This is a genomic window from Streptomyces sp. URMC 126, assembly GCF_051386555.1.
Classification (GTDB): domain Bacteria; phylum Actinomycetota; class Actinomycetes; order Streptomycetales; family Streptomycetaceae; genus Streptomyces.
Genome location: NZ_JBPQTX010000013.1, coordinates 1 through 25,129, shown reverse-complemented (window position 1 = coordinate 25,129; position 25,129 = coordinate 1). Strand labels below are relative to the sequence as shown.

The window sequence follows — 25,129 nt, the reverse complement described above, 5'->3', positions numbered from 1 at the left end:
GCGGGCCGTAGGCTCCCCACTGATGACCGGAATCCGTGAAGCACCCGGGGCCGAGGCGCAGCGCTCCGCCGTGCGCTCGCTGCTGCGCCTGTGGCCGTTCGTGCGGCCGGCCCGGGGCCGGATGCTGATCGGCGTGGTGATGGCGGTGTTCGCCTCGGCCATGAGTCTGGTGATCCCGCTGGCTCTCAAGTGGACGGTCGACGGGCCCATCGCGGACCGGGATCCGCCCGGGGTGTGGCTCGGCGGGCTGGCGATCCTCGTGCTGGGCGTGCTGGAGGCGGGGCTGTTCGGGCTCCGCCGGCTGGTGGTGGCCCGGCCGCTCGCCGAGGTCGAGGCGACCATGCGGGAGACGCTCTACCGCCACCTCCAGCGGCTGCCCGTCTCCTTCCACGACCGGTGGGCGTCCGGCCAGTTGCTCTCCCGCGCGACCACCGACCTGATGCTGCTGCGCATATTCCTGGCGTTCGCGCTGACGTTCCTCGTCGTCAACGGGCTGACGATCCTCATCGGATTCGTCATCCTGCTCCTCCAGCGGTGGACGCTGGGCCTGGTGCTGCTCGCCCCGGTCGTCCCGCTGGTCATCCTCTGCCGCTCCTTCGAGGCCCGCTACTCGCTGGCGGCCCGCACCGCCCAGGACCAGGTCGGCGATCTCACCACGGTGGTGGAGGAGAGCGTCCTCGGCATCCGGATCATCAAGGGCTTCGGCCGGCACCGGGGGCAGCAGCGGGCCTTCGAGGCGCTCTCCGGCCGGGTCCGCGCGACGGAGCTGCGCAAGGCACGCCTGCTGGGGGCGTTGTGGGCGGTCATCATGATCCTGCCCGAGGTGGCGATCGGCGCGGCGCTGGTGCTGGGCGTCCGGGAGGTCGCCGACGGCGGTCTGACGGCGGGGGCGCTGGTGGCGTTCCTGTCGACCGCGCTGGCGCTGCGCTGGCCGGTGGAGTCGATCGGCTTCCTGCTGGCGCTCTCCAACGAGGCCGCCACGGCGACGGACCGCTACTTCGAGGTGCTGGACGTGCCGGTGCCGGCGGATCCCCGGGAAGGGGAGGCGGCGGGGGCCGCCGCCTCCCCCGCGTGCCGCGACGGCGGACTGCGCCTGGAAGGCGTCGAGTTCCGCTACCCGGACGCGCCGCCGGACGCCCCGCCCGTGCTGCGCGGTGTCGATCTGCACATCCGGCCCGGGGAGACCATGGCCCTGGTCGGGGCCACCGGCAGCGGCAAGACCACCCTGACCGCGCTGATCCCCCGGCTGCACGAGGCCACCGCCGGCCGGATCACCCTCGACGGGCAGGACGTCGCCGCGCTTCCCCGCGAGCGGCTGCGCGAGCTGGTCGCCGTCGCGTTCGAGGAACCGACGCTGTTCAGCGCCTCCGTGGGAGAGAACGTGCTGATGGGCGGGGACGGCGTGGGCGACGCCGAGCTGGCGCGGGCGCTGGCGGTGGCCCGGGCCGACGGCTTCGTCCACGCGCTGCCGCAGGGCACCGACACCCAGGTCGGCGAGCAGGGCCTCAGCCTCTCCGGCGGGCAGCGGCAACGCCTCGCCCTGGCCCGCGCGGTGATCGGGGAGCCGCGGTTCCTGATCCTCGACGACCCGCTCTCGGCGCTCGACGTGCACACGGAGGCGCAGGTGGAGCGGGCACTGCGGGAGGTGCTCGCCACGACGACCGCGCTCGTGGTCGCCCACCGGCCGTCCACCGTGCTGCTCGCGGACCGGGTCGCGCTGCTGTCGGAAGGACGGATCGCGGCCGTCGGCACCCACCACCAACTCCTGCGGGAGAACCGGGAGTACGCGTGGCTGATGTCCGCCCCGGAGGGCGGACCGGAGCCGTACGGGGAACGGGTGCCGTCCGGGTGCCCGGACGCCGCGGAGCGTCCGAAGGGCGCGGCGGATGGGCACGGAGCGGAACGCCGGACGGGGGCGGAACGCCGGACGGGCACGGGAGGCCGGAGCGACTCGGCACACCGGACAGGCGTGGAACCCCAAGGCGACTCGGCGGACCGGGCCGGGCCGGCCCTACGGGAACGTCCGGGGCACCGGACGGGGGCGGAACACCGGGACGACTCGACACACCGGACCGGGCCGACCCTCAAGGCCCGCCCGGAACGCCCTGGACACCAGGAAGGGGACGACCGACCGTGACCTCCACCGTCTCCGGTCCGCCGGATGCCGGCGCGCGTCCGGCCGAGGGCGCCGCCGGGGCGCCCGCCGGCGGCCCGCCGGACCCGTCGGCCGACGACCCGGTCGCGCGGGACGTCCTGCCCGCGCCGCAGGGCGCCTCGCTGAAGCTGCTGCGCTCCCTGCTGGCGCCGGCGCGCGGGCGCGTGTGGCTGACGGTGTTCCTGCTGCTGGCCCAGCAGGCGGCCGTGCAGGCCGGCCCGCTGCTCGTCGCCGTCGCCATCGACCGGGCCGTGCCGGCCGTCCGCCGGGACGACTACGGCCCCCTCGTCGCGGTGGGCGCCGCCTACCTGGTCTGCGCGGTGGCCTCCGGCCTGCTCCAGCTGGCCTTCATCCGGGTCTCGGCCCGGGTCGGCCAGGACGCGCTGCTCGATCTGCGGGGCCGCATCTTCCGGCACGCGCAGACGCTGAGCGTCGACTTCCACGAGCGCTACACCTCGGGCCGGGTGATCTCCCGGGCCACCACCGACGTCGAGGCGCTGCGCGAGCTGCTCAACGACGGGCTCCAGGAGCTCATGGGCATCGCCACGTCGGTCGTCCTCGTCTCCGCGACCCTGGCCTGGCTGGACTGGCGGACGGGCGCGGCGGCGGCGCTGTCCTTCGTCCCGCTCGCCGTCGTCATGCGCGGCTACCGGCGCCGGTCGCTGACGGTGCACCGCCGGAGGTCGACGGCCACCGCCGCCGTCATCGTGAAGTTCGCGGAGACGATGAACGGCATCCGGCCGGTGCAGGCGTTCCGCCGGGAGGCGGTGAACGAGCGGCACTTCGCCGAGCTCAACCACCGGCACCGGGAGACCAATGTGGACGCCATGCACAGCATGGCCCGGTACATCGTGACCTCCCGGCTGATCTGCAACGTCTCGCTGGCCGCGGTGGTGGTCTGGAGCGCCTACCGGGTGGCCTCCGGCGGGCTGGAGCTGGGTGTGCTCGCGGCGGCGGTGCTGTACCTGCGGCGGCTCTATGATCCGGTGGACCAGGTCGGTATGTTCCTCAACTCGTACCAGGCGGCGGCCGCGTCGTTGGAGAAGATCGCCGGTCTGCTGGCGCAGCGGCCCACGGTCCCCGAGCCGGAGCGGCCGGTGGCGCTGCCGCCGCGTCCGGCCGGCGAACCCGGCCGCGAGGTCGTCTTCGAGGGCGTGCGCTTCGCCTACCGCACCGGCGGCGAGGTCCTGCCCCGCTTCGACCTCACCCTCGCCGCCGGGCGGACCGTGGCGGTCGTCGGCTCCACCGGCGCCGGCAAGTCCACCCTGGCCAAGCTGCTGGCCCGGTTCTACGACCCGACCGAGGGCCGGGTGCTGCTCGACGGCGTACCGCTCACCGACCTGTCCTCCGCCGAGCTGCGCCGGCATGTGGTGATGGTGACGCAGGAGGCGTTCCTGTTCTCCGGCACCGTCGCCGAGAACATCGCCGTCGGCCGTCCCGACGCCACCCGCGCGGAGATCGAGAGCGCGGCCAAGGCCATCGGCGCCCACGACTTCATCACCGCGCTGCCCGACGGCTACGACACCGACGTACGCAAGCGCGGCGGGCGCATCTCCGCCGGCCAGCGGCAGCTCGTCGGCTTCGCCCGGGCCCTCCTCGCCGACCCGGCCGTCGTCGTCCTGGACGAGGCCACGTCCTCACTCGACATCCCCGGCGAGCGCGCCGTCCAGCGGGCGATGCGCACGGTCCTGCGCGGCCGGACGGCGGTGGTCATCGCCCACCGGCTGTCGACCGTACAGATCGCCGACCGGGTCCTGGTGATGGCCGACGGCCGAGTGGTGGAGGACGGCACTCCGGCCGAACTGACGGCGGGCGAGGGGAGGTTCGCCGCACTACACCAGGCGTGGCGGGACAGCTTGGCATAAGGCCCACTCGCACGCGGGACCGGGCACGCATCCGCCGACGACGAAGCCCGACGGCGCGGCCGGCCCGGGGGCCGGGGGCGCGGCCGGGCGTGCGGCGGTCGGGCGGGCCGGCGCCGGCGATCGAGCCGGAGGCGTAACCCCGGGGCAGGAAGCGGGACATGAGCCACTGCGCCCGGTCGACGGACGGGCCAGGGACCCGGTCCCGGTCGAGACCGGCCGTGGTCCCGGTCGGAGCCAGGCAGGCCGGGCAGACCGCGGTTGGCAGGCAGGCCGAGCGGGCCGGGGCCCGGGTTGGGCCGAGCCGGGCCGCGGTCGGGGCGTGCGGCCGTGGTCGGTCCGAGCGGAGCACGCTCGGGATCCGGATTGGGCGAGCCGAGCCACGGTCGAGGCACGTCAGGCAAGGCAGGGCCGGGCGGGCCGCAGTCGGGACAGGCGGTCCGCCGTCGGGCCGAGCGGGGGCGGTCATGGTCCGGGTTGGGCCGAGCCGCCTCGGTTAGCCGGGCCGCTGTCGCGGTCGGGCAGGTCGGGCAGGTCGGGCAGGTCGGGCAGGTCGGGCAAGGCCGGCCCGGGCAAGGCCAAGCCGCAATCGCGACGGGCGGCCCACGGCCGGGCCGAGCAGGCCGCAGTCCGGGTTCGGGATAGGCCGCGCCGAGCCGCGGTCGAAGCAAGGCCGGGCAGGCCGCAGGCGAGGTTGGGGCGGGCAAGGAAGCGGGCGTCATCCGGGGTGGGGGTAGGGCCCGGTGCCGGCGGGCCTGGGTGGTGTCCGGCTGCGGGGTACGCCCCGCGCCGCGCCCCGGGCCGGCGGCCGTCCGGGCGCGTGCAACGCGGCCGGACGCCGGCGCCGCAGAACCGCTGACCGTCGCGACCACCCCGCACCGCCGCCGGAACAGCCGCATCCGGCCATCGGCGCCCCCGCCCCGTCCGGCCGCGCGCGGTAGACCGTCGTCTTCCGGTCGTCGGGCAAGCCATGCGCCCGGTCCCGGAATTTCGGCCACACCCCCCGTCCCGGACCGCCCTTCCCCACCCAACTCCCGGCATAACGCCCGCTATTCGGACAGCGATCTTTGGCCAACGGACATTTTCCGGCCAACTTGTTGACGCGCTCCTGACATCCGCCGGGAGGCGGTGGCACTCTTCACCACAACCGGCGCCGGAACACCCCCACCCCCCGCGCTCCCCACAGCGCCCGCATCGACACCACAGCACCCCCCACAGCGAAACGTTCCACCACGAGGCTTCACCGCCGAAGCCTCCCCGTCGGGGCTTCACCGTCGAAGCACCCGCACCCTGGCTCCCGTACCGCACCGGAGCACCTCCCGATCCCGGACGGGAACGCCTCACCCCACCCCCATCCCGGAGTTTTCCCTCCTCTCTTCTCTCCACTGGTTCTGCCGTGAACAGCCGGCCGGCTCCCCACGCCGCCCGGCCGCCCATCCGGCCACACACCCACCGGTCGTGGTCGTCCGCAGAAGGAGTCAGCGTGAGACCCACCCCCCAGAGACGCGCCGTCGCGACCGGCGCCCTCGTAGCCGTCACCGCGATGCTCGCCGTGGGCGTCCAGACGACCTCGGCCTCGGCCGGGCAGGACAAGGCCGCCCCGGCGGCCCCCCGGCAGTCGATCCACAAGCCCGACCCGGGCGCCCAACCGGTCAAGCTGTCGCCGTCACAGCGGGCCGAGCTGATACGCGACGCCAACGCCACCAAGGCGGAAACGGCGAAGACCCTGGGCCTCGGGGCCAAGGAGAAGCTCGTCGTCCGCGATGTCGTCAAGGACGCCAACGGCACGGTGCACACGCGCTACGAGCGCACCTACGACGGACTGCCGGTGCTCGGCGGCGACCTGGTGGTCGACGCCACCAAGGGCGGCCAGGTCAAGACCATCGCGAAGGCCACCAAGCAGCGCATCACGGTAGCCACCACCACCCCGTCCCTCGCCGCCTCGGCGGCCGAGAAGGACGCCGTCAAGTCCGCCCGCGCCAAGGGCTCCAAGGCCGGCAAGGCCGACCGGGCGCCGCGCAAGGTGGTCTGGGCGGCGAACGGCAAGCCGGTGCTCGCCTACGAGACCGTCGTGGGCGGCCTCCAGGACGACGGCACGCCCAACCAGCTGCACGTCATCACGGACGCGAAGACGGGCAAGAAGCTCTTCGAGTTCCAGGGCGTCAAGCAGGGCACCGGCAACAGCCAGCACAGCGGCCGGGTCGAGATCGGCACCACCAAGGTCGGCAACGTCTACCAGCTCTGGGACCAGACGCGCGGCGGCCACAAGACGTACAACCTCAACGGCGGCACGTCGGGGACCGGCACCATCTTCACCGACGCCGACGACGTCTGGGGCAACGGGACCAACTCCGACCCGGCGACCGCCGGCGTGGACGCGCACTACGGCGCCCAGGTCACCTGGGACTACTACAAGAACGTGCACGGCCGCAGCGGCATCCGCGGTGACGGCGTCGGCGCGTACAGCCGTGTCCACTACGGCAGGAACTACGTCAACGCCTTCTGGGACGACAGCTGCTTCTGCATGACCTACGGCGACGGCAACGGCATCCCGCTCACCTCGATCGACGTCGCCGCGCACGAGATGACGCACGGCGTCACCTCCGCCACCGCCAACCTCACCTACAGCGGTGAGTCGGGCGGCCTCAACGAGGCGACCTCGGACATCATGGCGACCGCCGTGGAGTTCTGGGCCAACAACCCCACCGACAAGGGCGACTACCTCATCGGTGAGAAGATCAACATCAACGGCAACGGCACCCCGCTGCGCTACATGGACAAGCCCAGCAAGGACCGTTCCTCCAAGGACGCCTGGTACTCCGGCCTGGGCGGCATCGACGTCCACTACTCGTCCGGCCCGGCCAACCACTGGTTCTACCTGGCCTCCGAGGGCAGCGGCGCCAAGGTGATCGACGGGGTGTCGTACGACAGCCCCACCTCCGACGGACTGCCCGTCACCGGCATCGGCCGGGACAACGCCGCGAAGATCTGGTACAAGGCGCTGAGCGAGCGCATGCGCTCCAACACCGACTACAAGGGCGCCCGTGACGCCACCCTGTGGGCGGCCGGCGAGCTGTTCGGCGTCAACAGCGAGACGTACAACAACGTGGCCAACGCCTGGGCGGCCATCAACGTCGGCCCCCGCGCCTCCACCGGCGTCTCGGTCACCAGCCCCGGCGACCAGACCAGCATCGTGAACCAGGCCGTCTCCCTGCAGATCAAGGCCACCGGTTCGACGAGCGGCGCGCTGACCTACTCGGCCACCGGGCTGCCGGCCGGCCTGTCGATCAACGCCTCCACCGGCCTGATCTCCGGCACCCCCACCACCACGGGCACCAGCGACGTGACGGTGACGGTCAAGGACTCCGCCGGCAAGACCGGCTCCACGTCCTTCAAGTGGACGGTCAACACCACGGGCGGCGGCAGCGTCTTCGAGAACGCCACCCAGGTGGCCATCCCGGACGCGGGCGCGGCCGTGACCTCGCCGATCGTCGTCACCCGGAGTGGCAACGGCTCCTCCGCGCTCAAGGTGGACGTGAACATCACCCACTCCTACCGCGGTGACCTCGCGATCGACCTGGTCGCCCCGAACGGGAAGATCTGGCGGCTGAAGAGCGCCGACGCCTGGGACTCCGAGGCGAACGTCTCCGAGACGTACACGGTCGACGCCTCCGGCGTGACCGCGAGCGGCACCTGGAAGCTCAAGGTGCAGGACGTGTACTCGGGTGACTCCGGCACCATCGACAAGTGGCGGCTGACCTTCTGACGGACGGCAGGACCGGCACGGACGGCACGACCGTCCCCGGCGGCCGGACGGGACGACCGTCCGGCCGCCGGGACCGCGGGACCGGGCGCCGCCCGGGGTGAGCTTCGACTCCCCCGGGCGGCGCCTCTCGCGTTGCCCGCGACCGGCGGCCCGCCGCCCACCGCCCACCGCCCCCGTCCGGCGGCGGATCCGGACGACGCACGTCCCGCACAACCGGAATAGCCAATTCGACCGCTTCGCCCGGAAATTCCCCGAACAGGCGAAGAATCTTTATCAAACCGCTGCCACAGCAGCCCCGATATTCCCGGCGAGACGCACGCGAGTTCGATCAAACTGGCGCTCGGCCGCGATCCTCGCGGACCGCTCACTCTCACCTGCCAGGAGCATGCGTGCGTCACACGTCCCGAATAGCCCGTGCCGGGTCCCGTCGCCCCGCCGTCGTCGCGAGCGCGGCCACGGTCGCCGCGGCCCTCCTCGCCTCCGGCTTCGCCGGGGCACCGGCCCAGGCGGCCGGCCAGGAGGACCCCGCCAAGGCCCTGAAGCTCAGCGGCAAGGAGCGGCTGATCCCGCGCGGCACGGTCACCGACGAGGACGGCACCGTCCACACCCGCTTCGAGCGCACCTACGAGGGCCTGCCCGTCCTCGGCGGCGACCTCGTCGTCCACCAGGACAAGAACGGCAAGGTCGAGGACGTCGACAAGGCCACCGAGGCCACCATCAAGGTCCCCACCACCAAGGCGAAGATCGCCGCCCCCGTCGCGCGCCGCCAGGCGCTGGCGGCCACGGCGGACGAGGGCGCCGGCGCCTTCGTCCGCAACCAGGCCCCGCGCAAGGTGGTCTGGGCGGCCAAGGGCGCCCCCGTCCTCGCCTACGAGACGGTCGTCGGCGGCCTCCAGCACGACGGCACCCCCAGCGAGCTGCACGTCGTCACCGACGCCACGACCGGCAAGAAGCTGGACGAGTACCAGGCCATCGCCACCGGCACGGGTACCGGCATGTACAACGGCAAGGTCCCGGTGAACTCGCTGAAGTCCGGCGGCCGGTTCTACATGAAGGACACCAAGCGCGGCGGTCACACGACCTTCCACGCGAAGAACAAGGAGACCGGCTCGTTCCCGGCCTTCAGCAACACCCGTGACGTCTGGGGCAACGGCAAGCAGAGCATGGCCCAGACCGCCGCCGTCGACGCCCAGTACGGCGCCGCGATGACCTGGGACTACTACAAGAACGTCCTGGGCCGCAAGGGCATCAAGGGCAACGGCAAGGCCGCCAACTCCTTCGTCCACTACGGCAACGGCTACAACAACGCCTTCTGGTCGGACGAGTGCTTCTGCATGGTCTACGGCGACGGCAAGGGCAACAAGACGCCGCTGACCTCCCTCGACGTCGCGGGCCACGAGATGACGCACGGCGTCACCTCCGCCACCGCCCGCCTCCGCTACGAGGGCGAGTCCGGTGGCCTGAACGAGGCCACCTCCGACATCTTCGGCACCGCCGTCGAGTTCTACGCCCGCAACGGCAAGGACAAGGGCGACTACCTCATCGGCGAGAAGCTGGGCAAGCCGCTCCGCTACATGGACAAGCCCAGCAAGGACGGCCGCTCGGCCGACTACTGGCGCAAGGGCCTCGGCAACCTGGACGTGCACTACTCGTCCGGCGTGGCCAACCACTTCTTCTACCTCCTGGCCGAGGGCAGCGGCGCCAAGACGATCAACGGCGTCAAGTACAACAGCCCGACCTGGGGCAACAAGAAGGTCAACGGCATCGGCCGCGGCGCCGCCGAGAAGATCTGGTACAAGGCGCTCACCGCGTACATGACCACCGGCACCGACTACAAGGGCGCGCGCTCCGCGACCCTGAAGGCGGCCAAGGCCCTGTACGGCACCAAGAGCAAGCAGTACAAGTCCGTCCAGGCGGCGTGGGACGGCGTCAACGTCAAGTAGTCCGGCCGTCCGGCCGTCACCGACCGGACGACCACCGGCGCCGGACGACCACCGGCGCCGGACAGACCGGCACACCGGACAGACCGGCACGCCCGACGGCCGGCCGGGGAGCAGGGGCAGCGCCCCGCCTCCCCGGCCGGCCGTCGGCGTCTCCCCGGCGCGTCCGCCGGCGGCTCAGCGCATCAGCACCCCCGCCGCCTCCCCGGAGGCCTCGGCCGGGACGGCGACGAGGCCCATCTCCGCGCCGTCGGCGAGGAGGCGGTGGCTGGGGAGGATGCGGACCGTGTAGCCGAAGGGGCCCGTGCGGTCGAAGGTGAGCGGACCCTCGTAGAGCCTGCGGCCGTCGAGGGCGGTGGTGCCCGCCGGCTTGAGCGGCACGGCCGCGGCGCCGGTGAGCCGGTCGGCGGCGTCCACCCGGCCGGCCAGGGCCTGCACCTCGACATCCGACGGATCGAGGTCGCCGAGGGTGACGGTCACCCGGAGGGTGACGGTGGAGCCCAGCTCGGCGGTGCCGTCCAGGGGCCCGTCGGCGGCGGCCTCCACATGGTCCACGGCGACCGCGGGCCAGGCGGCCCGCACCCGGGCCTTCCAGGCGGCGAGCTCCCGCGCCGCGTCCGGGGTGAGGGCGCGCTGCGCCTCCGCGGCCGGACCGTAGAGCCGCTCCACGTACTCGCGCACCATGCGCCCCGCCAGCACCTTGGGCCCGAGGGAGCCCAGTGTGCCGCGGACCATCTCGATCCAGCGGCCGGGCAGCCCGTCGGGGCCGCGGTCGTAGAAGCGGGGGGCGACGCGCGTCTCCAGCAGGTCGTAGAGGGCGGCGGCCTCCAGGTCGTCGCGGCGCTCCTCGTCGGTGCCCGAGCCGTCGGCGGTGGGGATGGCCCAGCCGAAGTCCGGCTCGTACCACTCGTCCCACCAGCCGTCCAGGACGGAGAGGTTGAGGCAGCCGTTGAGGGCCGCCTTCATGCCCGAGGTGCCGCACGCCTCCAGCGGGCGGAGCGGGTTGTTGAGCCAGACGTCGCAGCCCGGGTAGAGCTTCTGGGCCATGGCCATGCCGTAGTCCGGCAGGAAGACGACGCGGTGCCGGACGCGCGGGTCGTCGGCGAACCGGACGAGCTCCTGCACCAGCCGCTTGCCGCCGTCGTCGGCCGGGTGCGCCTTGCCCGCAACGACGATCTGGATCGGCCGCTCCGGGTCGAGCAGCAGCCGGGTCAGCCGCTCGCGGTCCCGCAGCATCAGGGTGAGCCGCTTGTACGACGGGACGCGGCGGGCGAAGCCGATGGTCAGCACGTCGGGGTCGAGCACCCCGTCGATCCAGCCGAGCTCGGCCGTGCCGGCGCCGCGCTCCCGCCAGGAGGCGCGCAGCCGCTCGCGGACCTCGTCCACCAGCTGCTCGCGCAACGTACGGCGGAGCTCCCAGACGTCGGCGTCGGAGATGTCCGCGACCGAGTCCCAGCGTTCGCTGCCGCCCAGGGTGAGCGCGTCCTCCGCCCGGGCGACGCCGATCCGGCGGGCGCCGAGCCGGAAGACCTCGGGGGCCACCCAGGTGGGCGCGTGGACGCCGTTGGTGATCGAGGTGATCGGCACCTCGGTGTCGTCGAAGCCCGGCCACAGGCCGGCGAACATCCGCCGGCTGACCTCGCCGTGCAGGGTGGAGACGCCGTTGGCGCGCTGGGCCAGCCGCAGCCCCATCACCGCCATGTTGAACAGGGCCGGGTCGCCGCCGGGGTAGTCCTCGGCGCCGAGCCGCAGCACTCTCTCCACGTCGATGCCGGGCAGCTCGGCGCCGTCGGCGAAGTGCCGGGCGACCAGCTCGCGGTCGAAGCGGTCGATGCCGGCCGGGACGGGCGTGTGGGTGGTGAAGACGGCACCGGCCCGGACGCTCTCCAGGGCGGCGTCGAAGTCCAGCCCGCCCGCGCTGAGTTCGCGGATGCGCTCCAGCCCGAGGAAGCCGGCGTGGCCCTCGTTGGTGTGGAACACCTCGGGGGCGGGGTGGCCGGTGAGCCGGCAGTAGGCGCGGACCGCCCGGACGCCGCCGATGCCCAGCAGCATCTCCTGGAGCAGCCGGTGCTCGCTGCCCCCGCCGTAGAGGCGGTCGGTCACGTCGCGTTCGCCCGGCGCGTTCTCCTCGACATCGGAGTCGAGGAGGAGCAGCGGCACCCGGCCGACCTCGGCCTTCCAGACGTGGGCGCGCAGGGACCGGCCGCCGGGCAGGGCCAGGGAGATCACGGCGGGTGCGCCGTCGGCCTCGCGGAGCAGGGACAGCGGCAGCTCGTTGGGGTCCAGCAGCGGGTAGTGCTCCTGCTGCCAGCCCTCGCGGGAGAGGGACTGCCGGAAGTAGCCGTGCCGGTAGAGCAGCCCCACGCCGATCAGCGGGACACCGAGGTCGCTGGCGGACTTCAGATGGTCGCCGGCGAGGATGCCGAGGCCGCCGCTGTACTGCGGGAGGGCGGCCGTGATGCCGAACTCGGGCGAGAAGTAGGCGACGGCGGCGGGCAGTCCGGGCGGCTGTTCCTGATACCACCGCGCGCCGGTGAGATAGTCGTGCAGGTCGTCGGCGGCCGCGGCGAGCCGCCTGCGGAAGCGGCGGTCGTCGGCGAGGGCGGTCAGCCGGGCGGCCGGCACGGCGCCGAGCAGCCGCAGCGGATCGCCGCCGGCCGCCCGCCAGCCCTCGGGATCGAGGGTCTGGAACAGCTCACGGGTCTCGGGATGCCAGGACCAGCGCAGATTGCGCGCCAGCTCGCTGAGCGGTCGTAGGGGCTCCGGAAGGACGGGGCGCACGCTGAATCGACGAATGGCCTTCACGAGCACGACGGTAGCGGCGCGGGGCCCGCGTCGCGGCTCAAGACGCCAAGTGCCTCCTTCTGCCCGATCTCCTTCCCTCGGGGGCGGACCTCGGGCGCTCCCTGACCCTGACAGGGGCAGGCACCCCGGCCGGAGAGGCGCTTGACTGGTCCCATGGACACTCCTGCCGCCCTGGGCGAATTCCTGCGCACCCGCCGCGCCGCGCTGCGGCCCGAGGACGTCGACCTGCCCGCCTACGGAGGACAGCGCCGGGTGCCCGGCCTGCGCCGTGAGGAGCTGGCCCTGCTGGCGGGGGTCAGCACGGCGTACTACACCCGGCTGGAGCAGGGCCAGTCCGTGAACGCCTCGGACGGGGTGCTGGACGCGCTGGCGCGGGCCCTGCGGCTCAGCCCGGACGAGCACGCGCACCTGCGGAACCTGGCCCGCCCCGGCCGTCCCGCGCCCCGGACCGCCGGCCGTCCCGCCCGGGTACGTCCCGGGGTGGCACGGCTGATCGCGGCCCTGGACGGGATCCCGGCCCTCGTGCTGAACCACCGCTACGACGTGCTGGACTGGAACCCCCTGGGCCACGCGCTGACCGCCGGCCACCTGGCCGCCGACGGCCCGCACCGCCCCGCCGCCCGTCCCAACACCCAGCGGCTGCTCTTCCTCGACCCGCACGTGCGGGACCTGTACCCACGCTGGGACCTGGAGTCCCGCCGGGCGGTGTCGGCGCTGCGGCTGGCCGCGGGCGAACACCCCGACGATCCGGCGCTGGCCGAGCTGATCGGCGAACTGACCATGAAGAGCCCGGAGTTCGCGTCCCTGTGGGCCCGGCATCCGGTCCGGGCCTGCGTCACGGGCAGCAAGGACTTCCACCACCCGCTGGTGGGCCCGCTGACGCTGACCTTCGAGATGCTGCGGGTGCCGACGACGGACGGCCCCGGGCAGTCGCTGCTGACGTTCAGCGCGGAGCCGGGGAGCCCGGCGGAGGCGGCGCTGCGGCTACTGGAGACCACGCTGGAGCCGGCGGCCGGGACGGACGGCCGCCGGGATCCGGAGGGCCGGGCGGGAGACCGGGCGGACGAGCGGGCGGGGTAACGGGCCGGAAGCCGAGCGGACGGGCGGCCGGGAGGCCCGGGGGGCGGGACAGCCGGGCAGTCGGGCGGACGCCCGTCCCGAACGCGCCGTCACCGGGCGCGCGGAACGCGACCGTCAGGAGCCGACCGCGCGCTGATGCGCCGGTACGAGGCGGAAATACGCCACGCCTACACCCCACCGTTCGAAGGCCGGAAGTCGCTACGGCCTTCGAAGGCCGGGTCGGCGCGGCGTTCCCCCATCCGGCCGTCGCCGGCACCCGGTCGTCACATTGCACACGATCGGCCCAGCGGGGAGACTCCCTACGAGTGACGGAGGCCCCGCCGCCTTCCCGGGCGGCACCGGGGGAACTACGCACCGGTAGTCCGGACGGTGCGGGCATGTTCGCCAGGGCCTGGTGGGAAAGCTCCATCGGTGCGGGGATCCCGCACCCGTCCGCTCACCCTCCGGACGGCCCCCTCGCTTTTTCCGCACTTCCCGCTCGTCAGGTTTTCCGCAGGTTTTCCCGCGCCCGGCCGGGTGAATGCGGACAGGTGCAGCCCTGCCCGCGCGCTCCCGGCCGTCGGGGCAGCGGATAGAAAGAACAGAACGCGCCAGATCCCCCGGCAGGACCGTCAGCATCCGTCAGTATCCGTTCGCAACCGGGCAATTCTCCGGTTTCCCCTCGGACCCCAGGTGATTCCATGATCGGTCGCATTCCCGTCCTGGACCTCGCCCCGCTCGTGGACTGCGGCCGCAGACCGGCGAAGGCAGTGGTCGGCGAGTCCTTCGAGGTCACCGCCACGGTTTTCCGCGAAGGCCATGACGCGGTGGGCGCCAACGTGGTATTGCGGGACGCGGCGGGCCGTTCGGGGCCCTGGACGCCGATGCGGGAGCTCGCCCCGGGCACCGACCGGTGGGGCGCCGAGGTCACCCCGGACGCGGAGGGCCGCTGGACGTACGCGGTCGAGGCGTGGAGCGACCCGGTGACCACCTGGCGGCACGCCGCCCGCATCAAGATCCCGGCGGGCATCGACACCGAGCTGGTGCTGGAGGAAGGGGCGCGGTTGTACGAGCGGGCGGCCGGCGGGGTGCCCAAGAGCGAGGGCCGGGAGGCGGTGCTCGGCGCGGTCGACGCGCTGCGCGACACCCAGCGGCCCGTCGCCGACCGGCTCGCCGCCGCGCTCGCCCCGGCCGTCTCGGCCGCCCTCGCCGCGCACCCGCTGCGCGAACTGGTCACCGCCACCCGCCCGCTGCCGCTGCTGGTGGAGCGGGAACGGGCGTTGTTCGGCTCGTGGTACGAGCTGTTCCCGCGCTCGGAGGGGGCGGTGGTGACGGCGGCCGGTCCACCGGTGAGCGGTACGTTCAGGACGGCGGCCAAGCGACTGCCGGCGGTGGCGGCGATGGGCTTCGACGTCGTCTACCTGCCCCCGATCCACCCCATCGGCACCGCCTTCCGCAAGGGCCCCAACAACGCGCTGAGCGCGGGCCCGTACGACGTGGGCAGCCCCTGGGCGATCGGCTCGGCCGACGGCGGGCACGACGCGATCCACCCGGACCTCGGCACCTTCGAGGACTTCGACCACTTCGTGGCCCGGGCGCGCGAGCTGCGGATGGAGGTGGCGCTGGACTTCGCCCTCCAGTGCTCCCCCGACCACCCGTGGGTGAAGGAGCACCCGGAGTGGTTCCACCACCGCGCGGACGGCTCGATCGCGTACGCCGAGAACCCGCCGAAGAAGTACCAGGACATCTACCCGCTGGCGTTCGACGCGGACTTCGACGGGCTGGTGCGGGAGACGCTGCGGCTGCTGCGGTTCTGGATGGACCGCGGGGTGCGGATCTTCCGGGTGGACAACCCGCACACCAAGCCGGTGCTCTTCTGGGAGAAGGTCATCGCGGACATCGGCCGCACCGACCCCGATGTGATCTTCCTGGCCGAGGCGTTCACCCGGCCCGCGATGATGCGCACCCTGGCGTCGATCGGCTTCCAGCAGTCGTACACCTACTTCACCTGGCGCAACTCCAAGCAGGAGCTCACCGATTACCTCACCGAGCTCTCGCGCGACTCGGCCGCCGTGATGCGCCCCAACCTCTTCGTCAACACCCCTGACATCCTGCACGCCTACCTCCAGGAAGGCGGCCGGGCGGCTTTCGAGATCCGGGCCGTGCTCGCCGCCACCCTCTCCCCGACCTGGGGCGTCTACGCCGGCTACGAGCTGTGCGAGCGCGTCCCCGCCAAGCCCGGCAGCGAGGAGTACCTGGACTCGGAGAAATACCAACTGCGGCCGCGCGACTGGGAGTCGGCCGAGCGCGCAGGGCGCAGCCTGGCTCCCCTGATCACCGTGCTCAACCGGCTGCGGCGGCGGCACCCGGCTCTGCGGCGCCTGCGCAACCTCCGCTTCCACCACGTCGACAACGACGCCGTCATCGCCTACTCCAAGCGCTGCGGCGGCCCGGGCGGAGACTGCGTGGTGACGGTCGTCAACCTCGACCCCCACCACACCCAGGAGGCCACGGTCTCGTTGGACATGCCGGAGCTCGGCCTCGACTGGCACGAGACCTTCCCGGTGCGCGACGAGCTCACCGGCGAGACCTACCACTGGGGCAGGGACAACTATGTGCGCCTTGAGCCGGGCCGTTCGATCGCGCCCGCGCACGTGTTCTCGCTGCGACCGTCCTCACCGATCGGAGGGTCACCCACACCATGATCGTCAACGAGCCCGTACCGGACACGTTCGAGGACACCCCCGCGAAGGACCGGGATCCCGACTGGTTCAAGCGCGCGGTGTTCTACGAGGTCCTCGTGCGTTCCTTCCAGGACAGCGACGGCGACGGCATCGGGGACCTCAAAGGGCTGACCGCCAAGCTGGACTACCTGCAGTGGCTGGGCGTCGACTGCCTCTGGCTGCCGCCGTTCTTCCAGTCCCCGCTGCGGGACGGCGGGTACGACGTCTCCGACTACACCTCCGTCCTGCCGGAGTTCGGTGACCTGGCGGACTTCGTCGAGTTCGTGGACGCCGCGCACCAGCGCGGCATGCGCGTCATCATCGACTTTGTCATGAACCATACGAGCGATCAGCACGACTGGTTCCAGCAGTCGAGGACGGATCCGGACGGGCCGTACGGCGACTACTACATGTGGGCCGACGACGACAAGCAGTACCAGGACGCGCGGATCATCTTCATCGACACCGAGACGTCCAACTGGACGTTCGACCCGGTCCGCAAGCAGTACTACTGGCACCGGTTCTTCTCCCACCAGCCGGACCTCAACTACGAGAACCCGGCGGTCCAGGAGGAGATCCTCGCCGCCCTGCGGTTCTGGCTGGACCTGGGCATCGACGGGTTCCGGCTGGACGCGGTGCCGTACCTGTTCGCGCAGGAGGGCACCAACTGCGAGAACCTCCCGCAGTCGCACGCGTTCCTCAAGCGCGTCCGCGCCGAGATCGACGCCCACTACCCCGACACCGTGCTGCTGGCCGAGGCCAACCAGTGGCCGGAGGACGTGGTCGACTACTTCGGCGACTACGAGACGGGCGGCAACGAGTGCCACATGGCGTTCCACTTCCCGGTGATGCCGCGGATCTTCATGGCGGTGCGGCGCGAGTCCCGCTACCCGGTCTCCGAGGTGCTGGCCAAGACCCCGGCCATCCCGGCGCGCTGCCAGTGGGGGATCTTCCTCCGCAACCACGACGAGCTGACCCTCGAAATGGTCACGGACGAAGAGCGCGACTACATGTACGCGGAGTACGCCAAGGACCCCCGGATGCGCGCCAACATCGGCATCCGGCGCCGCCTGGCCCCGCTGCTGGACAACGACCGCAACCAGATCGAGCTGTTCACCGCGCTGCTGCTGTCGCTGCCCGGCTCGCCGATCCTCTACTACGGGGACGAGATCGGCATGGGCGACAACATCTGGCTCGGCGACCGCGACGGCGTCCGGACCCCCATGCAGTGGACGCCCGACCGGAACGCGGGCTTCTCCTCCTGCGACCCGGGCCGGCTCTTCCTCCCCACGATCATGGACCCGGTCTACGGCTACCAGGTCACCAATGTCGAGGCGGCGATGAGCAGTCCGTCGTCGCTGCTGCACTGGACCCGCCGGATGATCGAGATCCGGAAGCAGAACGTGGCGTTCGGCCTCGGCTCGTACACCGAACTCCAGTCGAGCAACCCGGCGGTGCTGGCGTTCCTGCGGGAGTACCAGGACGACCTCGTCCTGTGCGTGAACAACTTCTCCCGTTTCGCACAGCCGACCGAGCTCGATCTGCGGATGTTCAACGGGCGCCATCCGGTGGAGCTGATCGGCGGGGTCCGCTTCCCGGCGATCGGCGAGCTGCCGTACCTGCTGACCCTGGCGGGGCACGGCTTCTACTGGTTCCGGCTGCGCCGCAACGCGCCGGCCGGGCACCTCCCGGGCTGATCCGACGGACCCGCCTCCGCCGCGAGGGCGGGATCGGGGCGGGTCCCCGGTTTTCCCGCCCCCGCCCCGGGCACCCTCACTACTACGCACGGACCGGCCCGGCCGAGCAGGGCCGAACGGTTCCCGTACGACCGTCGCACCCGCACCGTCGCACCCCGCACCGCCGCGGCGCGCGCTGACCGTACGGACGATCCTGGCCGGACACTCCCGCCGCCTTCGGCGGGAGGGCCCCGACGCACCGCACACTGGCCAAAGCCGCAATCCGGGACACTGTGCCCCATCGTCGTGTGCCCCGGGGAAAGGACGCGACGCCATGTCGGACGCTGTACCGTCCCGCCGGGAGGCCATCCCCCGGGCGGCGAGCCCCGGGTCCGCGCCGTCCGGCGTCGCCGCCGCGCCGCCGCCCGCCCCCTCCGCCGTGCCGGACCGCGCCGAGGCGCTGCTGTCCTCCCTGACGCCCTCGCTCCTGTCCTGGCTGCCCCGGCAGCGCTGGTTCGCGGGCAAGGGCAGCGCGGTCACCGGGCTCGCCCCGGTCACCGCCGTCGACCTGCTGCCCGTCGGCACCGACGGCACCGCCCCCGGCCTGATCCACCTCCTCGTCCGCGCCCGGCAGTCCGCGAACGGCGCGGACGACTGCTACCAGCTGCTGCTCGGCGTCCGGCACACCCTGCCGCCGCACCTCGCGCCCGCGCTCGTCGGCCGGCCGGAGGACGGGCCGCTGCGCGGGCTCGCCGTGTACGAGGCGCTGGCCGATCCCCGGCTCGCCGGGCTGCTGCTGGAGCGGCTGCGCGTGCCCGGCCGGCTCGGTCCGCTCCGCTTCGCCCGCGAACCGCACGCGGACCTGCCGACGGGCCTCGCACCCCGGCTACTCGGGGCCGAACAGTCCAACTCCTCGGTGGTGTACGGCGATACGTACATCCTCAAGCTCTTCCGCCGCGTCAGCCCCGGCGTCAACCCGGACCTCGAACTCCCCAGGGCCCTCGCCCGCACCGGCTGCTCCCGGGTCCCCGCCCCCGTCGCCTGGTGCGAGGCGGAACCGCCGGGCGCGGCCGAGCCGATGACGCTCGGCGTCCTCCAGCCGTTCCTCGCCGGTTCCGCCGACGGCTGGCGGCTGGCCCTCGACGCGCTGGCCGCGGGGGACGGCTTCACCGCCTCCGCGCACGCCCTCGGGCAGGCCACCGCCGAGGTCCACCGCGCCCTGGCCACCGCCCTGCCGACGGCCGACCTGGACCCGCCGCGGCTGGAGCGGGTCGCCGCCGCCATGCGCCGCAGGCTGGAGGTGACCGCCGAGGCCGTCCCGGCGCTCCGCCCGTACCGTGACGCCCTGCGCGCCGCCTACGACGAGCTGACCCGCCCGCCGGGCCCCGGCCGGCCGCGCCGCGCCCAGCGGATCCACGGCGACCTGCACCTCGGCCAGGCGCTGCGGACGGCGGCGGACGGGCGCTGGTCGCTGATCGACTTCGAGGGCGAGCCGGCCCGGCCGCTGGCCGAGCGGCGCCGCCCGCAGCCGGTCGAGCAGGACGTCGCGGGCATGCTCCGCTCCTTCGACTACGCGGCGGCGGTCGGCCGGGCGGCCGGCACCGACTGGGCGCCGCGCGCCCGCGAGGCGTACTGCGACGGCTACGCCGCCGTGCACCGCGATCCGCGCGAGGACGGCGCGCTGCTGATCGCGCAGGAGACCGACAAGGCCGTCTACGAAGTGCTGTACGAGGCCCGGCACCGGCCGGACTGGCTCCCCGTGCCGCTGTCCGCGATCCGCCGGCTCGCCGAGCGGGCGGACGGCGGCCGGCACCCCTGACCACCGCCGCCCATCCGCTGCCGGGCGGCCCGACGACCGTTCGCTCGCCCGCTGCCGGGCGGCCCGACCGCACCCGCCATCACTTCCGGGAGGAAGACCCCGTGACCGCTCGACCGTCGTCCCACGAGCCCCCGAACGGGTTCGTCCCCGCCACCTTCCTGCCCGGCCGCCGACGCCCCGGCTCCCCGCCCGTGCCGGCCGGCGGCCGGGGGGTGCGGCCCGCGCCACGCCCGGACGATGCCGAGCGCGCACGGCTGCTGAGCGGCGCCCACCACGACCCGCACGCCCTGCTGGGCGCCCACCACGCCCCGGGCGGGGTGGCGTTCCGGGTGCTCCGCCCGTACGCCCGCGCGGTGACCGTGGTGGCGAAGGGGCTGCGGGCGGAGCTGATCCCGGAGGGGGACGGCTTCTTCGGCGGGCTGCTGCCGCTGACCGAGATCCCTGTCTACCGGCTGCATGTGACGTACGAAGAGGACGGGGTCGACGAGATCGAGATCGACGACCCGTACCGCTTCCTGCCCGCCCTCGGCGACCTGGACCTCTATCTGATCGGCGAGGGGCGTCACGAGCAGTTGTGGCAGGCGCTCGGCGCGTGGCCGATGACGCACCAGGGGGTGGCGGGGACCCGGTTCACGGTGTGGGCGCCGAATGCCCTCGGGGTGCGGGTGACGGGCGGTTTCAACCTCTGGGACGGCACCGCCCATCCGATGCGCTCGCTCGGGGCGACGGGCGTGTGGGAGCTGTTCGTCCCGGACGTCGGCGAGGGCGAGTTGTACAAGTTCGACATCACCCGGCCCGACGGCACGCACACCCTGCGGGCCGACCCGATGGCCCGGCGCACCGAGGCGCCGCCCGCCACCGCGTCCGTGGTGCACGTCTCGCACCACGAGTGGGGCGACGACGACTGGATGGCGCGGCGCGGCGAGCGGCCGGCGCACGCGGCGCCGTTCTCCGTCTACGAGGTCCACCTGCCGTCCTGGCGCCCGGGCCTGGGCTACCGGGAACTGGCCGAGCAGCTGACCGCGTACGTGACCGAGCTCGGTTTCACGCACGTGGAGTTCCTGCCGGTGGCGGAGCATCCGTACGGCGGCTCGTGGGGCTACCAGGTGACCGGCTTCTACGCGCCGACCGCCCGGCTGGGCTCCCCGGACGAGTTCAAGCACCTGGTGGACACGCTGCACCGGGCGGGCATCGGGGTGCTGGTCGACTGGGTGCCGGCGCACTTCCCGCGGGACGAGTGGGCGCTGGCCGAGTTCGACGGCCGGCCGCTGTACGAGCCGGCGGACCCGCTGCGGGCGGCCCACCCGGACTGGGGGACGCTGGAGTTCGACTACGGGCGCACGGAGGTGCGCAACTTCCTGGTGGCGAACGCGGTGTACTGGTGCGAGGAGTACCACATCGACGGGCTGCGGGTGGACGCCGTCGCCTCCATGCTCTACCTGGACTACTCGCGTGAACCGGGGCAGTGGACGCCCAACGAGCACGGCGGCCGGGAGAACCTCGACGCGGTGGCCTTCCTCCAGGAGATGAACGCCACCGTCTACCGCCGCTGCCCGGGCATCGTCACGGTGGCCGAGGAGTCCACCGCCTGGGACGGCGTCACCCGCGCCACGCACCACGTGGGCCCGGGCGGCTTCGGCGGGCTGGGCTTCGGGCTGAAGTGGAACATGGGCTGGATGCACGACTCCCTGGAGTACATGTCCAAGGAGCCGGTGCACCGCAAGTACCACCACGGCGAGATGACCTTCGCCATGGTCTACGCGTACAGCGAGAACTACGTCCTGCCGATCTCCCACGACGAGGTGGTGCACGGCAAGCGGTCGCTGGTGTCGAAGATGCCCGGCGACTGGTGGCAGCGGCGGGCCAACCACCGGGCGTTCCTGGGGTTCATGTGGTCACACCCGGGCAAGCAACTGCTCTTCATGGGCCAGGAGTTCGCCCAGGGGGCGGAGTGGTCGGAGGGGCACGGCCCGGACTGGTGGCTGCTGGACTCCACGTACGCGGCCGGGGCGGACCACCGGGGCGTACGGGAGCTCGTCCGCGACCTCAACCGCCACTACCGGGCCAATCCCGCCCTGTGGGAGTACGACACGGTGCCGGACGGCTTCTCCTGGGTGGTCGGCGACGCGGCGGAGGACAACGTCTTCGCGTTCCTCCGCTTCGCCGCCGACGGCTCGCCGCTGCTGGCCGTCAGCAACTTCTCGCCCGTCGTGCGCGCCGGTTACCGGCTGGGCGTCCCGGCGGGGACGGCGGTCTGGGAGGAGTGCCTCAACACGGACGCGGCACGGTACGGCGGGAGCGGCGTCGGCAACCCGGACCCGGTGAAGGCCCGGCCGGTGGGGTGGCACGGGCGGCCGGCGAGCATCGAGCCGACGCTGCCGCCGCTGGCGACGGTGTGGTTCCGGCCGGCGTGACGGTCTCGGTCTCTCGATCCCGTCGATGCCCTTGGCGTCCTTGATTCCCTTGGCGTCCTTGATTCCCTTGGCGTCCTTGATTCATGAGGCCGCCGCCGCGAGGTCGCGGAGATCCTGGACGAGGGGGGGCTCGGGGAGCGGGATCGCGCCGAGGTCGGGATCGAGGTGCTCGTGGATGTGCACGGCGGCGGGGGCGGGCAGCCGTGGCACCGCGGCGGAGACGGCGGCCCGGTCGCCCCACACCCGGTCCGGGGCGAAACCGTGCCGCGTCAACTGGCCGCACCAGAAGGCCGCGTCCTGGTACTCACCGCGGCAGGAGTGGTCCAGGAACAGGCAGTACTCGGCCGTGCCGTCGCCCGCGCCGGCCGCGAACTGCCACCAGAAGCGGGCGCCGTCGCCGCGGTCGGCCAGGTGCAGCAGACAGGCGAAGACCCTGGCCCCGGTCCGGTCGGCGGACCGGTCGCGGATGAAGCGGTCGAGGTCGTGGGGGGCGTCGGGGGCGCGCAGGACGGCGAGGCTCATGACGGTGAGGTCCCACCAGGCCCGGTCGGCGTCGGGGGCGCCGGGGGCCGGTTCGGTCCAGGCCCCGGACCAGGCGACGAGGACGGCGGGCGCCGCGCGCCGGGCGCGGGCGGCCAGCCGGTCCCGGAGGCGCTCCTCGGCCGCCGCCACGTCGTAGTCGGCGTACCGGTCGCGGGTACGGGCCAGGGACAGCAGTCGTTCGACTCTGCCCCGGGCCTCGGGGGCCAGGTCGTCGGTCATGGGGTCTCCTCCCGCGGTGCGGTGCCGGCCGTGGCCTCCGGGGCGCCGGGGGTTACGTCGGCCTTCCGGGCGCCGGGGGTTACGTCGGACTCCGGGGCGACGGGGGTTACGTAGGACTCCCGGGCGCCGGGGGTCCCCGCGGCCTCGTGGATCCCGTCGACACCCGGGGCCCTGCGCGTCGCCGGAGCCCCTCCGGTCCCGTTGGCACCCGTCCGCAGCACGCGGGCCAGGCGCCGGCAGGCCTGGCTGACGTGGGAGCGCACGGTGGCCTCCTCGATCCCCAGCAGTTCCGCCGCCTCGGAGGTGGTGTAGCCGATGCGGTAGCGGAGCACAACCGCGTCCCGCTGTCTCTCACTCAGACTGCTGATGGCCGCGTTCAGCTGGAGGAAGTCGGTGAGGAGTTCGTAGGGGTCCTCGGCCTGGTCGCGGAGGGCGGCCTCGAAGGCGGCGGTGTCCATGGGTTCGGGGCGGCGCTTGCGGCGGCGCCACTGGTCGCAGATGCGGTGCTTGAGGATCGTCCACGCGTACTGCTCCAGGTGCGCCATGCGCAGCATGCGGGGCCAGTTGCGCATGACGGCCTCGAAGGCGAGGTCCACGGCCTCCTCCGCGTCGGCGTCGGAGCCCAACTGGGCGTAGGCGAAGCGCATGTAGTCGCGTCTGCGGGCGAGATGGAAAGCCCAGAACGACAGCCGGTCGGTGTCCGACCAGCGCTCCATCGGACCTTCCCGGCCGGGATCGTCGGGCGCCCCCTCAGTCACAGCGGCCTCCGTGCTTGCACGAGGGCTTGTAGGGCGGCTTGTACGGCGGCTTGTAGGAGGGCTTGTACGGCGGCTTCGCCGAGTGGCGGGCGCCGCCGACCAGCCCCGAGATGCCGATCCGGACGCCGGCGGCGAGCATCCGGCGCAGCAGCCGGAACACGTCCGGCCCGAACACCCTCACCGCCAGGGCGACTTCGATCCACTGCGCCGCGTTGTCTTGATGCACGTGCTTCTCCAGAGCTGCGTGTCGATGGGAGTGGGAGACGCCGGGCATCCCCCATGCGGCGCCGGAGACGCGCGGTCTCCATGGGTACAAGCGCCGTGCGGAGCCCGAACGTGCAGGCCCCGGAGGCGGGGAAGTGCCGAACGTGGCGTTCCGGCCACTCCCCCACTTCGTTCACCAGTGCGAAAGTTCTCAGGGTTTTCCCTGATCGAACCCGGAGTCGTCCCTACCACCCGGTGCGCCGGAAGCATGACGCGTGCTTCAGTATGAGATCCATCAACTCTCCCGGCGGACCGGCCTCCAGAGCGAGGCTCGCCTACCGGAACCCGTTGGTCCACTGGTCCGGGCGTCCGGCCGGACAAGCATGGACAAGATCCATTGCCATCGCGAACACGAGGAGAGGGACGTTGAGCGAGGGAAGGAGGCGGACACGACCCTGGGGACCGCTGCGCGGCCCCTCCGGGCCTGCCCAGGAGCTGGCCAACCTGCTGCGCACCTGGCTGGACAAGGCGGGACTGCGCGTCAAGGACCTGGCGTGCGCCCTGCAGCCCGAGCACTTCACGGACGGCCGGGTGCCGGCCCGCACGACGGTCGCGGACCGGCTTGCCGGAGCGAATCCCCAATGGGACTTCGTGGAAGCCGTCGCCGACGTCTGCTCGCGCGACGACGCGGAGCGCACCCGCATGCTCGCCGAGGCGCGGCCGTTGTGGGAACGCGTCCGGACCGCCCCGCCCCGCCCCGGCGCGACGCCCGGACCGGACAACCCGGCCGGCCCTCCGACGGCGGCGGGGACGCCTCCTCCCGCGCGGCCTCCGACGACACGGCCGACGAGGCGCTGCGCGCCGCGCTGGAACGGGCGGCGGCGGCCGAACGGGCCAGGGACGGCGCGCATCAGCTGTCCGTCCTGCTCCTGACGACCGTCAGCCGCCTGGAGAACGACCTGTCCGAGCTGCGCGCCCGCGACCACGCGCGCGGCGCGCGGACGGAACAACTGCGCCGGGCACACCGCCGCCTCCAGCGCAGCGAGGCCCGAAGGGCGCTCGTGGTACAGGAGTTGCGGCGGGTACGCGCCGAACTGGACGCTCTCCGCCGCGCCGCGCCGCCCGCCCCGGACATCCGGACAACGCCGGCCTCACCCCACACCCCCTCACCGGACAACCACCTCAC

13 protein-coding genes and 1 pseudogene are annotated in these 25,129 nt (G+C 73.1%); 10 read left to right on the top strand and 4 right to left on the bottom strand.

From position 1 onward, the window contains the following. Positions 1-22 precede the first annotated feature (22 nt). From ACSNOK_RS03195 to ACSNOK_RS03180, 4 genes are all read left to right on the top strand, one after another. Positions 23-2,137 (top strand): ABC transporter transmembrane domain-containing protein, encoded by a 2,115-nt coding sequence (locus ACSNOK_RS03195; RefSeq protein WP_436778986.1) that lies wholly within the window; start codon positions 23-25, stop codon positions 2,135-2,137. Continuing rightward, on the top strand, positions 2,134-4,020 hold the full coding sequence (locus ACSNOK_RS03190; RefSeq protein WP_436778985.1) for an ABC transporter ATP-binding protein: 1,887 nt from the start codon (positions 2,134-2,136) through the stop codon (positions 4,018-4,020). Before ACSNOK_RS03195 ends, ACSNOK_RS03190 begins: the two co-directional genes overlap by 4 nt. A gap of 1,480 nt (positions 4,021-5,500) precedes the next feature. After that, positions 5,501-7,783 (top strand): M4 family metallopeptidase, encoded by a 2,283-nt coding sequence (locus tag ACSNOK_RS03185; protein WP_436778984.1) that lies wholly within the window; start codon positions 5,501-5,503, stop codon positions 7,781-7,783. Positions 7,784-8,172: 389 nt separating this feature from the next. Next, positions 8,173-9,726, top strand: a complete 1,554-nt coding sequence (locus tag ACSNOK_RS03180) for a M4 family metallopeptidase (RefSeq protein WP_436778983.1) — start codon at positions 8,173-8,175, stop codon at positions 9,724-9,726. A gap of 174 nt (positions 9,727-9,900) precedes the next feature. On the opposite strand, the gene glgP is transcribed toward ACSNOK_RS03180, so the two are convergent. Next, positions 9,901-12,528 (bottom strand): alpha-glucan family phosphorylase, encoded by a 2,628-nt coding sequence (gene glgP / locus ACSNOK_RS03175; protein ID WP_436778982.1) that lies wholly within the window; start codon positions 12,526-12,528, stop codon positions 9,901-9,903. Between the two features lie 153 nt (positions 12,529-12,681). Between glgP and ACSNOK_RS03170 the strand changes: the two genes are divergently transcribed. The 5 genes from ACSNOK_RS03170 (at position 12,682) to glgB (ending at position 22,219) form a co-directional block, all read left to right on the top strand. Continuing rightward, the gene (locus tag ACSNOK_RS03170) at positions 12,682-13,608 is read left to right on the top strand and encodes a helix-turn-helix domain-containing protein (RefSeq protein ID WP_436778981.1); all 927 of its coding nucleotides are present in this window, start codon (positions 12,682-12,684) and stop codon (positions 13,606-13,608) included. Between the two features lie 680 nt (positions 13,609-14,288). After that, positions 14,289-16,292, top strand: a complete 2,004-nt coding sequence (locus tag ACSNOK_RS03165; protein ID WP_436778980.1) for a maltotransferase domain-containing protein — start codon at positions 14,289-14,291, stop codon at positions 16,290-16,292. Beyond that, the gene (gene treS / locus ACSNOK_RS03160; protein ID WP_436778979.1) at positions 16,289-18,007 is read left to right on the top strand and encodes a maltose alpha-D-glucosyltransferase; all 1,719 of its coding nucleotides are present in this window, start codon (positions 16,289-16,291) and stop codon (positions 18,005-18,007) included. The genes ACSNOK_RS03165 and treS overlap by 4 nt, the downstream gene beginning before the upstream one ends. A 313-nt stretch (positions 18,008-18,320) precedes the next feature. Further along, a complete protein-coding gene (locus ACSNOK_RS03155; RefSeq protein WP_436778978.1) occupies positions 18,321-19,805 on the top strand; it encodes a maltokinase N-terminal cap-like domain-containing protein in 1,485 nt (494 codons plus the stop codon). A gap of 101 nt (positions 19,806-19,906) precedes the next feature. Next, positions 19,907-22,219, top strand: coding sequence for a 1,4-alpha-glucan branching enzyme (gene glgB / locus ACSNOK_RS03150; RefSeq protein ID WP_436778977.1), 2,313 nt, complete (start codon positions 19,907-19,909; stop codon positions 22,217-22,219). An 81-nt stretch (positions 22,220-22,300) separates the two neighbouring features. Here glgB and ACSNOK_RS03145 read toward each other — a convergent pair whose 3' ends face one another. From ACSNOK_RS03145 to ACSNOK_RS03135, 3 genes are read right to left on the bottom strand one after another with little or no spacing between them, the layout of a single operon-like run. After that, positions 22,301-22,981 carry a hypothetical protein gene (locus ACSNOK_RS03145; protein WP_436778976.1) on the bottom strand — a complete coding sequence of 227 codons (681 nt, stop codon included), beginning with the start codon at positions 22,979-22,981 and terminating at the stop codon, positions 22,301-22,303. Continuing rightward, the gene (locus tag ACSNOK_RS03140) at positions 22,978-23,739 is read right to left on the bottom strand and encodes an RNA polymerase sigma factor (protein ID WP_436778975.1); all 762 of its coding nucleotides are present in this window, start codon (positions 23,737-23,739) and stop codon (positions 22,978-22,980) included. The genes ACSNOK_RS03145 and ACSNOK_RS03140 overlap by 4 nt, the downstream gene beginning before the upstream one ends. Further along, the gene (locus ACSNOK_RS03135) at positions 23,732-23,965 is read right to left on the bottom strand and encodes a hypothetical protein (protein WP_436778974.1); all 234 of its coding nucleotides are present in this window, start codon (positions 23,963-23,965) and stop codon (positions 23,732-23,734) included. Before ACSNOK_RS03135 ends, ACSNOK_RS03140 begins: the two co-directional genes overlap by 8 nt. Before the next feature lie 703 nt (positions 23,966-24,668). Here ACSNOK_RS03135 and ACSNOK_RS03130 point away from each other — a divergent pair. After that, positions 24,669-25,129, top strand: a pseudogene (locus ACSNOK_RS03130) (hypothetical protein); the annotation flags it as partial.